Here is an 11512-nt window from a genome sequence, read left to right as displayed (position 1 = left end):
AGCAATGTCGTTTAACTTCATTAATGCAGCATATGGTGATAATGCTTCTTCATTGACATGGGTAACACGACCATGCTTAACCGCTAACGAGACATATTCAGGCTCATTTGGTGCATCTTCTGGCGCTACAGTTAATGTCCACACGCCTTTTGATGGCTCGTTCCATGGATCTTCTAACTCGCCACCTTCGTGCGAAATGTGCCATGCGTTTGCATCACGGCTGTAAATTTTGGTTGCTGATGCGCTAGTTTTGATATCACGCTCAGCAAGGTAAGCTAATAAATCTTCACGGCTACGCATTTCCCATTCACGCCAAGGCGCGATCACTTTTAGATCTGGTGCTAAAGCAGCAAAACAACCTTCAAAACGAACTTGGTCGTTACCTTTACCCGTACAACCATGACATACCGCATCGGCGCCGACTTTACGGGCAACTTCAACTTGCGCTTTGGCAATAATAGGACGCGCCATTGACGTACCTAACAAATAAGTGCCTTCATAAATCGCACCCGTTGCGATAGTTGGATAGATGTAGTCTTTAACAAACTCTTCTTTTAGGTCAACGATATGGCACTCAGAAGCGCCTGAAGCTAAGGCTTTTTCCGTTAAACCAACTAATTCTTCTTCGCCTTGGCCAACATCGGCACAGAATGCGATGATTTCACAATCGTCATAAGTTTCTTTTAACCACGGGATAATAGCAGAGGTGTCTAAACCACCTGAATATGCTAATACCACTTTTTTAACGCCGGTTTTTTTCACTGCATTAGACATGTTTATTTCCTAAATCGATTACGTATATTTTCAATTTGAATAACGCCGGAGGCACTATTTACTTAATCTTCTGAATAACTTTAATAAGGTGACTAACTTAATAAGGTGACTAACTTAATAAGGTCACTAATACTGCATTTTGCGCATGCATGCGGTTTTCTGCTTGATGTAAAATCAATGAACCTTCGCCATCCATCACTTCATCGGTCACTTCCACACCACGATGTGCTGGTAAGCAATGCATAAAGAATTTCGCACCCGCTTGAGTCATTAACTCGCGATTAACTTGGTACGGTGCAAAACGGGCTTTAATGTCAGCAAGCGGTGTTTCATCACCCATAGAAATCCATGTGTCAGTATAAATAGCATCATGGCCTTCAATGGCATTAATGTCTGCACTTAAGGTTAACTTACCGCCATTTTTTTGTGCTAATGCTTGTGCTTCAGTCACGATTAGCGCATCAGGGAATGCCCCTTCAGGGCAAATCACTGTCATGGTCATACCTAAAATGGCTGCACCATAAATCAATGAATGAGTGACATTATTACCATCGCCAACATAAGCCAGTTTTGCTTGGCTGACATCATCAAACTGCTCAGCTAATGTTAAAAAGTCAGCTAACGCTTGGCATGGATGATACAAGTCAGACAACGCGTTAATCACCGGTACGCTGCCATGTTGAGCTAACTGCTCGATGGTAGAGTGTGAATACGTTCTGGCAACAATGGCATCGGCCCAACATGAAATGTTTGACGCAAAATCGGCTACCGTTTCACGTTGTCCCAATGCGCCATTTTGTTGATCTAAGTATAAGCAGTGACCACCTAATTTATTAATGCCAATATCAAAGCTGACTCGGGTACGCAGTGATGGCTTTTCGAACAGCATCACAACGCTTTTACCATCTAAGGCACGACGGTACTCAGCTGGATTATTCTTAATTTTTTTAGCCAATTCAATAATGGCTAAAAGCTGAGATTGAGTTAACTCTTTTATCGACAATAGGTGCTGCATATACTACTACTCCATTAAGGTTGTATTTGAGTCCCGATGGACCCGCCTTTGACTAAGGTTTTTAACTGTTCGACGTCGCGCCACGAAGCTACTTGCACGGGTTTACCCATCCATTGTGCAACTTCTAATGCGGCTTCTACTTTGACTTTCATTCCTTTCTCTATCACCCCTTGGGCAACAAGATGTTCAATTTCGCTTTTGTTTAGACTCTGTATTAACTGACCTTTTCCGTCTAACACACCCGACACGTCTGACAATAACACCAGCGTACCGTTAACTAATTTTGCTAAAGCTGTCGCGGCTTGGTCAGCATTGACGTTTAACATTTCACCTTGGCTCGAAATGGCAATCGAACTGCAAATTGGCATCCAACCCTGGCTTAAAATAAAGTTTAAGTAAGTGGCGTCTTTTGGCTCAACTTCGCCCACCAGCCCTAACCGTTCATCTTTAATTTTTGCAGTGACAACGTTGCCGTCGCCTAAGCTCATACCCACACTCACAATGCCAGCTTTAGCTGCAGCTGCTTGTAAAATTTTGTTTGAGGTACCTGCTAGTGCACCAACAATAATAGGAATTTGATCTTCTGGCGTAACACGTAAACCGTCTAATTTAACCGTTTCTTTGCCATTAGCCGTTAATTGTTCGTCAACCAAACAACCACCGCCATGTACTAATATGATTTGTTGACCCGCAGCAAGCATTTCGGCTGCTGCAGCCATTAAACGCGCCATACCCATTTCGCATTGAAGCAACGCACCACCAACTTTTAGGACTAATACTGATTTTGTAGCCATTATTTTTATTCCTTCACTAATGCGATCTGATTACACACCGAAATGGATTTTCATGCACTGTAGCCCTTGGCTAGCAGCACCTTTCATTAAATTGTCTATCGCACTGGCGACCACTAAATAACCGCTGTTGGCATCATATTTCCAACCTAAATGACAATTTGGTGTATTAACTACATCATCTACTTTAGGGAATTGATTGTGCTTTACTGTCACGATTGGCGCGTTGTCATATACGCTATATGCTTTAGCAACATCAGCTTCTGTGGTGCCAGGTTTGAGTTGCACGGTAATCGTTGCCAAAATACCACGCTTAAAGTTGCCTAAATGCGGCGTAAAAATGACTTCTTGACCTAAATGTGTGGCAATTTCTGGCTGATGTCTGTGGCCCAATACACCGTATGGCGTAAGGCTGACTTCGCAGAAACTGGTATGTAACTGTGCTTTACGGCCTGCACCTGTTACACCACTAACGGCATTAATTACTGGGTACATTTCAGTTAAGAATGGTTTAAGCGGTTTTAGTGCAGTAAGTGATGCCGTAGGATAACAACCTGGTACGGCAATCATTCTTGTTTGTTTAATTTGTTCGCTGTTCCACTCTGCTAAACCGTACACCGCCTGAGCCAATACATCAGGGTGAGTATGTTCAAAACCGTACCATTTAGGATACTGCGCTACATCAGCAAAACGGTATGCACCGCTTAAGTCGAATACCGCTAAACCTTGCTGGTAAAACCATGCAGCAAGCTCTAGGCTTACTGAATGCTCAGTCGCTAAAACTACAGCATCGGCTTCGGCAACAATTTTCTTTTTAGCGTCATCAGATAACGGCGAAAGCGTGTAAGCCATGTGACTATATGTAGGGTAAAGATCCGCTAGTTTACGGCCTTTATCTAAACTGTTTTCCGACACATACAACCCTTGAACACTGAAGTTGCTGTCTGCGTTAATTAACGAAGTGATTTGTGCGCCTGTATAACCACTGGCGCCAATAATTGCGATGCTTTTCATAAGTTTGTTTTCTTTTAAAATAATGAGAGAAAGTGTCAGCATAGCCTATTTAGACGGGAGCCGTCTAATTTTGAACTATCGTCGCAGGAAGTTCGCGTTGATTATTGATATAGTGGTTTTAGCAGTGAGAAAGCACATGTTTATTTTCATTTCTATCGTTCTATTTATGGTGTCGGTTAATGCTGTTTGCTAGACTATCACACAATATTAATTATGCAATATATGTGAATAAGTATTTTGCATATTATTTTTTAGGATAACCCATGAGCACACTACCAGATCTAAAAAGTTGTTTTACACAGCTGATTGCAGCGCCATCAGTCAGTGCACTCGAAGCAGAAAACGATATGAGTAACCATGCAGTTATCAACTTGTTGCAAAATTGGTTCAGTGAGCTGGGATTTGAATGCGAAACCCCCACTGTTGAAGACTCGCGTAATAAGCAGAATCTGATTGCCAGAATTGGCAGCGGTAGCGGTGGGCTTTTACTTGCAGGCCATACCGATACAGTGCCCTTTGATGAAGGCCGTTGGAGCCAAAGCCCATTCGAAATGGTTGAAAAAGATAACCGTTGGTACGGCTTAGGTACTTGCGACATGAAAGGCTTTTTTGCACTGATACTGGAAGCATTAAAAGACATGCCGCTAGATCAATTTAAACGTCCATTGACGATTTTTGCCAGCGCGGATGAAGAAACCACCATGAGCGGCGCCAAAGCATTTGCCGACTCAAAAGTTGTCGCGCCTGATTATGCGGTTATTGGTGAACCCACCAGCTTAAAACCTGTCTATATGCATAAAGGACATTTAGCCCAAGGGATCCGCGTGATTGGCCGCAGTGGCCATTCATCTGATCCAGCGCGTGGCCTTAATGCTATTGAGGTGATGCATAAAGTCATTAGCCAACTAATGAAGCTTAAGCAGCACTTAAGTGAAAACTATCGCGAAGATGCGTTTACTGTACCCTATCCAACCATGAACTTTGGCCATATTCATGGCGGTGATGCCGCTAACCGTATTTGTGGTTGTTGTGATTTACACTTAGATATTCGTCCTTTACCAGGAATGGAATTAGCTGATCTTGAATTAATGGTGTTGAACTATTTATCTGACATCAGTAAAGAGTACCCTGGCAGTATAAGTGTCAGTACTTTGTACCCAGGCGCAGAATCGTTTGCAGGAAAAGCAGATAATCCATGGACCAAACTAGTTGCAGAATTGTCTGGCAACGAGGCTGAAGTGGTCAACTATTCGACTGAAGCACCTTATATCAACAAACTAGGTTGCCAAACCTTAGTACTAGGCCCAGGTAGCATTAACCAAGCCCACCAGCCAGATGAATTTATTGGCCTAGAATACTTAACGCCAACGGTAGAATTGATCAAAAAAATGATTTTTCATGCCTGCATTAAGTAAACATTAATAATCAGTGACATTTTTAAGTAAAATGTAACTTTTTTACGAAATAAAATTACAAAATACAGTGCCTGCGTATTGACCGATTTTGATACGCTGGGTATTGTGATGTAAGAGTTATTGGCAGAATCGTTCTTTTTTTCGGGAGTAAGTATGACAGAGCAAACGGCAGATATGTATGCGTCACTTCGATCAAATGTGGGGCATTTAGGCCAGATATTAGGCGAAACAATGCAAAACCATTTAGGTGATGCATTTTTAGAAAAAGTAGAACAAATTCGAATTTTAGCAAAAAAATCTCGTCAAGGTGACGAAGCGTCTCGTGAGCAAATGTTAGCTTTATTAACGTCCTTACCTGATGAGCAACTGGTTCCATTCGCTAAAGCCTTCAATCAATTTTTAAACTTAGCGAATATAGCAGAACAGTTTCACACCATTAGCCGCAATTGCGACGAACTCGTGTGTGTGCCCGATCCTGTAGAGCAGTTACTTGGACGCATGCTTGATACTGATTTAGATAAAAAAGATGTTATTAAGTGCTTAAAAAACTTAGACATCGACTTAGTATTGACCGCGCATCCAACCGAGATTTCACGCCGCACGCTAATTCAAAAATATGCGGCTGTGGTTGATTGCTTAACAGAACAAGAAAACAGCCAACTGACTGATCGCGAACGTCAGCAAAGTACTCTGCGTCTTCGCCAGCTTATTGCCCAAATTTGGCACACCAACGAAATTCGTAACGAACGCCCAACTCCTGTAGATGAAGCGCGTTGGGGTTTAAGCACTATCGAAACATCATTGTGGCAAGCTATTCCTGATTTTCTACGCCAACTGAATGATCAAGTTGAACAGAAGACTGGTCAGCAATTACCTATTGATGTATCTCCGGTGAGATTTTCAAGCTGGATGGGCGGAGACCGCGACGGAAATCCGTTTGTAACGTCTCTCGTCACCCAAGAAGTACTCGATCGCAATCGTCATGCAGCAGCAAGATTGTACTTAAAAGATATTGTGAGCTTGCTTGGCGAATTGTCGATGGAACAAGCTAACGCTGAATTGTCAGCGTTAGCGGATAACAGTAAAGAACCGTACCGCGATGTGTTGCGTAAATTGCGTTGCCAATTACGTGACACCATCGATTACCTAAATGCTCGCCTTGAAGGTAAAAAACCTGACGTAGATACCAGCGAGCTAATTTGGCATAAATCAGATTTGCTTGAACCGCTTGAACTACTTTATAAAAGTTTGACCGATTGCGGTATGAAGCTGATAGCTAATGGCCTGTTACTCGACATATTACGTCGTTTAGCGTGCTTTGGTATTCACATGTTACGCCTAGATATTCGTCAAGATGCTACCCGTCATAGTGACGTGATTGCTGAACTAACACGTTATTTGGGTTTAGGTGATTACAATCATTGGGACGAAAATGAAAAACAAGCGTTTTTACTGCGCGAGTTAACCAGCAAACGTCCGCTGATCCCAACAAATTGGAAACCGACGGATGATGTAGCTGAAGTTGTCAGAACCTGCAACTTAGTCGCCAAGCAACCAGTTAATGCACTGGGGTCATACGTGATATCAATGGCAAGCAAGCCATCTGACGTATTAACTGTATTATTACTGTTAAAAGAAGCTGGCTGTACCAACCCGATGCGTGTAGTACCATTATTCGAAACCCTCGCTGACTTAGAGGGTGCCGCTGACTGTATGACTTCGCTACTGAATATTGATTGGTATCGTGGTTACACCAAAGGCATGCAAGAAGTGATGATTGGTTATTCTGACTCAGCGAAAGATGCCGGTGTAATGGCAGCTGCCTGGGCGCAGTATCGTGCACAAGAACAGTTAGTTGCTGTGTGTAAAAAAGCTGACGTTAAATTAATGTTGTTCCATGGTCGTGGCGGTTCTATCGGTCGTGGGGGCGGACCAGCTCATAAAGCTATTTTATCGCAACCACCAGGTTCGGTAGATGGTCGCATCCGTGTGACAGAACAAGGCGAAATGATCCGCTTTAAGTTTGGCTTACCAAAATTAGCGGTACAAAGTTTAGCGCTATATACCTCAGCGGTATTAGAAGCGACATTGTTACCACCACCGGAGCCTAAAAAATCATGGCGTGATTGCATGCAGCGTATTGCTGAAGAGTCAGTACTGCATTATCGCGGCATCGTACGTGAAGAACCTGACTTTGTTGAGTATTTTAGATCCGCTACTCCTGAAGTTGAGCTCGGTAAATTACCACTTGGTAGTCGCCCAGCTAAACGTAAAGTTGATGGTGGTATTGAAAGCTTACGTGCTATTCCGTGGATTTTTGCTTGGTCACAAAACCGCTTAATGTTACCTGCTTGGCTTGGTGCGGGTGAAGCACTACAAGATGCGGCAGATCGCGGCGAGTTGGCATTATTGCGTGAAATGGAAGAGCAATGGCCTTTCTTTGAAACCCGTATTTCAATGCTCGAAATGGTCTACACCAAAGCAGAACCAAACTTAGCCAAGTACTACGAGCTATGTTTAGTGAAGCCAGAGTTACATCATTTAGGTGAGAAGTTACGTCAACGTCTGCAATTGGGTATTGAAGCAGTATTATCATTAACCCAAGCGACAGAGTTAATGTCACATACGCCTTGGAGCCGTGAGTCTGTTAAACTGCGCAACCCTTACATAGATCCACTTAACTTCTTACAAACCGAGCTATTAGCCCGTACACGTAGAGAAGTTGAACCGTCTGCAGATGTTCAGCTAGCACTTATGCTGACCATTGCCGGCGTTGCAGCAGGAATGAGAAACACTGGATGATAACCTTGGTTAAAACCCTTGGACTGGGATTGTTATTGTTACTGACTGGCTGTGCCAGTCAATACAGCATCACCGAGTCTGAAATTGAACAGTACCTTAATAAAGACATGCATTTTGAGGTAAAACAGGGCAACAAGTTAATTGGTGTATCACTTAAGCTAAATGATATGCAGGTCGTGTTGGGCGCTAAGCCAAATACCATGGCAGTGACAGCAGCAACAATGATCACAGTTAACAACCCACTTTTACCGATCCATGCAAAACTGAAAACGACTTTTGAGGCAGTGCCTTGGTATGACAGTAATACCAAGAGTGTCTATCTTCGACAGTTAACCTTAGTGAAAGTTGAGTCTGAACCCGCTGATATTGAACGCTACATCAGCCAGGCAACACCACAACTAATGGGATTTTTACGTAATTATCTTGAAAACCAGCCAGTGTACACTTTAGACACTCGCGACAGTAATCAAGCATTAATGGCTAAAATGACCAAAGAAATTGCCGTACAACAGGGCAAACTAGTGGTTAAGTTTTAAAGTTATTTTCGTAGTAACAGAAAGCACCTTCCGAGGTGCTTTTTTGTTGTTTCAAACATATCGAAATCCATACATCTATCAACGCTTAAATATCTCAAGTATCAGAAAACTGAGCATTTCCTAATCAATCAGAACCACGTACAATAACTTGGCAATATTGGAGTGCATAATAATCATGGGATAAATGATGCCGTTAATGGATGACGTAGCCACATTAAAAGCACAGCTGGCTGAGTTAGTCTCACAGCAAGGTGCACAACAGGCCGATGTAAATCAGCAGTTAGCTAAATTCAGCCAGCAACTTGATGCTTTGGCCCTGCAAGTACAAGTGCAAAACAACAATGAACAACACATTAGCTTGGCTGACGAAAACTTACATGTTCCTGTGTATGAGAGTCGAGCAAACGATTCGAGCGGCAATATCGTTGCCGATAAACCTCAATACTCTTCTTCCGCTTGGGAACGCCAACCGTTAGACACAAATCATTCAGCGTCAGCGCCATCCATAACAGCGCAACAAACCTCGATAGTCACAAAGTCACCAGCCAGACAAAGTGCGCTAAGTGCCATGGTCTCTCAATTAGCTGAAGCTATTGGCGAATTCAGCACATCTGCGCTGGCACCATTGTCTGGGTTAACCGAACAAGCAAAAAGCTTTTATCAACATTACCAAACTAAGGGTTTAGGTGCTGTATTTTTGATGACCGTTGCCGGCATCATTACCCTGACACTTGGGTTTGGTTACTTATTGCAGTTTTCTATTAACAACTGGTTTTCAGAGCTGGGTAAAGCGTTATTAGGTTTAGGCGTAGCAAATAGCATTATTGTCGGTGGTGTATTCATTCGACAAAAACGACCGGGCATGCAAGATTTTGGTTCAGGGCTTGTTGGTCTTGGGCTTATTCTTAACTACTTGTGTTTGTATTTCTTAGGGCCGTATTTTCAGCTTATTCCCGATACAGCCTGCTTTGGTTTACTGTTACTCAACACCGTTTTTGGTTATGGTTTATCATTTAAACTCGACACCAAAGTGGTGGCCATTGTCGCCTTACTTGGTGGTTCACTTGCGCCATTGATGTTACTTGATGGTGGTCAAACACCATTATTGTACCTGCCGTATTTAATGCTTATCGGTATCTGCTCGATGGTACAAAGCCACAAATTAGTTTGGCCGATACTCATCGAAATAACTGCATTACTCCATATCGCTTGCATACAAATACTCAGCTTATTTATTCAATTGCCGCTGTCTATCATTGATTGGCAAACCGGCTTAGCATTATTGATGATCAATGGGCTCTTCTACCTCTACGGTATTGCCAGCTTATTATTTGTCATCAAGTCTGCGTTAACACCAAGACTGCTAGCGGTTCCAATCGCACTAATGGTTTTTACTCTCTACACCCTAACGGAATGGAGTATTTTTGCTGGTGAGCTATTTGCACTTAATGCATTGCTGTGTGGGTTGTTATATTGGGTAATTAAACGCGATAAAGATATTAGTGCACTTGCCTTGGCTTTTGCCGGAAGCTTTGCTGGTTTTGCCGCACTGTTTTTACTCAGCGTCGAACTGATGGGATTAGTGTTGTTATTAGAGGGATTATTGTTACTGTGGATTGGCTGTAAACAACAATTTAACCCTATTAGGGCAGAAGCTTATATCTTGCTGATACTAGGCATAATCAGCAGTTTTGCTAACGTATTTGATGTACTAACCCTGCCACACTATGACAATAATGGCTTATTAGGGTATCAAGCATTATTGAGCTTATCGATGGCACTTACCTGTGCAATGACTTTTGCAGCACAAAAGCTTCTTAGCCGCCATCAAGCTGATTTAATGACATTTGAGCACCTAGCTGTACGGTTTATCCGAGAGTTACTTGGAGTGCTTTATACGGTTACCTTATTACTCATTAGCTTCTTTATCACTGAGCAATATTGGCTTAATACATTGCCATTAATCAGCTTATTACTACTGTACATGAGTGCTAAACACACCCTACGCTTTAGCGAAGTATTAGCCTGGATAGTGCAACTGCCTCTACTAGGATTAGTGATTATTGGCATGGTAGACGCCAATAGCTTGAGTTTTGCAGACCAAGCTATGAACGCTAAGTTAGCCCGTATCGAGCTCTTTACCGGACTGTTACTCGCGTATTATTGGTACAAAAAATATTACGCCGACGCTAAGTTAATCCGCTTTGCTTACTATGTTCAGTTGGCATGTTATTTAGCCTTACCATTGCTGCTATTACCTAAAATCGTTCGTAGTTATCCAGACTATATTGCTATCGCATTATGGGTAAGCAGCCTCATGAGCTTAGGATTAGCATACCTTGTTAATCACAAGAGTCTTCGCTATGAGTCGCAAATACTCACGGTATTAGCAACCATGGTTACAGCAGCAATGTGTCTCGCAGAACTGTGGCAAGGACTAATCGCATTGGTGATTGGTTTATCATTTATTGGGCTCATTAGCTGGCGTTATACTCAGTTACCTGAGAAGTGGCAGCAAATGACTACGCTTCAATGGCATATTGGTCCATATTATATTGCCTTAGTAATAGCTGTATTGAGTCAAACAGTTACGAACCTAATCCACCCATCATGGGCAATTACTGCTTTAATTATTTGCGGATATTTCAGTGTGATTACCGAAAGAAGCACTCGTATAGGTCGACATTTAAAGCAGGCCTTAGCACCTAGTTATAGCTTGGCTTACACGGCAATCTTTATCTGTGCCATTTTACCTATTGTGCTTCACAGTGAAACACAGCTGACGTTAAACATTCATAGCTTACTGATTAATTTAGCAGAGTTTGGAGTGCTTGTTTTATTAGCTCGATATTTACTAACAGCTAAGTTAGGCATTAGAGCACACAGAAAAATAGTCTCTCACAACGCACTAAAATGGGCATGGCATGCTTTATTAGTAATGAGCTATTTACTCTGGAGTTACCAATTAGATACCAGCACGGCTGCGCCAATGAGTGCAGTGTTATTAGTAGTACATGCAAGTGCGGTGATGCTTATCAGTTTGAGACCTCAACAAGCAAGCCTCGTCAGGTTAGCGGCATTACTATTTACTTTAGTGTGTATCAAAGTGATTTTTGTAGATATGGCGTCATTTGAATTAATTCAAAAAATCGTCGCCTTTATTTT

General features: G+C 42.4%; 8 protein-coding genes. 4 read left to right on the top strand and 4 right to left on the bottom strand.

The features are described 5' to 3' along the window. The 4 genes from H5202_RS12655 to argC all read right to left on the bottom strand — a co-directional run. On the bottom strand, positions 1-774 hold a 774-nt coding region (locus H5202_RS12655), incomplete at its 3' end, for an argininosuccinate synthase (RefSeq protein ID WP_182772388.1). A 109-nt stretch (positions 775-883) separates the two neighbouring features. Continuing rightward, entirely contained in the window at positions 884-1789 is a 906-nt protein-coding gene (locus H5202_RS12650) for an ornithine carbamoyltransferase (RefSeq protein ID WP_182772387.1), read from the bottom strand. A gap of 14 nt (positions 1790-1803) precedes the next feature. Continuing rightward, entirely contained in the window at positions 1804-2583 is a 780-nt protein-coding gene (gene argB, locus H5202_RS12645) for an acetylglutamate kinase (protein ID WP_182772386.1), read from the bottom strand. 30 nt (positions 2584-2613) lie between these two features. Next, positions 2614-3594, bottom strand: a complete 981-nt coding sequence (gene argC / locus H5202_RS12640) for an N-acetyl-gamma-glutamyl-phosphate reductase (protein ID WP_182772385.1) — start codon at positions 3592-3594, stop codon at positions 2614-2616. Positions 3595-3857: 263 nt separating this feature from the next. Here argC and argE point away from each other — a divergent pair, with 263 nt between their 5' ends. From argE to H5202_RS12620, 4 genes are all read left to right on the top strand, one after another. Continuing rightward, on the top strand, positions 3858-5009 hold the full coding sequence (argE, locus tag H5202_RS12635) for an acetylornithine deacetylase (protein ID WP_182772384.1): 1152 nt from the start codon (positions 3858-3860) through the stop codon (positions 5007-5009). Positions 5010-5162: 153 nt separating this feature from the next. Next, entirely contained in the window at positions 5163-7811 is a 2649-nt protein-coding gene (ppc, locus tag H5202_RS12630; protein WP_182772383.1) for a phosphoenolpyruvate carboxylase, read from the top strand. After that, complete coding sequence (locus H5202_RS12625; protein WP_011635678.1) at positions 7808-8347, top strand: DUF1439 domain-containing protein; 540 nt, start codon at positions 7808-7810, stop codon at positions 8345-8347. Before ppc ends, H5202_RS12625 begins: the two co-directional genes overlap by 4 nt. A gap of 184 nt (positions 8348-8531) precedes the next feature. Next, a partial coding sequence (locus tag H5202_RS12620) for a DUF2339 domain-containing protein (RefSeq protein ID WP_259397308.1) occupies positions 8532-11512 on the top strand: 2981 nt, incomplete at its 3' end.

The sequence above is a fragment of the Shewanella sp. SG41-4 genome (assembly GCF_014164505.1).
In the GTDB taxonomy this organism is placed as follows: Bacteria; Pseudomonadota; Gammaproteobacteria; order Enterobacterales; family Shewanellaceae; genus Shewanella.
The sequence above is the reverse complement of the archived record's forward strand: the minus strand, read 5'-3'. Positions and strand labels throughout refer to the sequence as shown.

Coding starts and splice junctions, on each gene's coding strand:
- H5202_RS12650 (WP_182772387.1), bottom strand. CDS start 1,789: ATGCAGCACCTATTGTCGATAAAAGAGTTAACTCAATCTCAGCTTTTA.
- argB (WP_182772386.1), bottom strand. CDS start 2,583: ATGGCTACAAAATCAGTATTAGTCCTAAAAGTTGGTGGTGCGTTGCTT.
- argC (WP_182772385.1), bottom strand. CDS start 3,594: ATGAAAAGCATCGCAATTATTGGCGCCAGTGGTTATACAGGCGCACAA.
- argE (WP_182772384.1), top strand. CDS start 3,858: ATGAGCACACTACCAGATCTAAAAAGTTGTTTTACACAGCTGATTGCA.
- ppc (WP_182772383.1), top strand. CDS start 5,163: ATGACAGAGCAAACGGCAGATATGTATGCGTCACTTCGATCAAATGTG.
- H5202_RS12625 (WP_011635678.1), top strand. CDS start 7,808: ATGATAACCTTGGTTAAAACCCTTGGACTGGGATTGTTATTGTTACTG.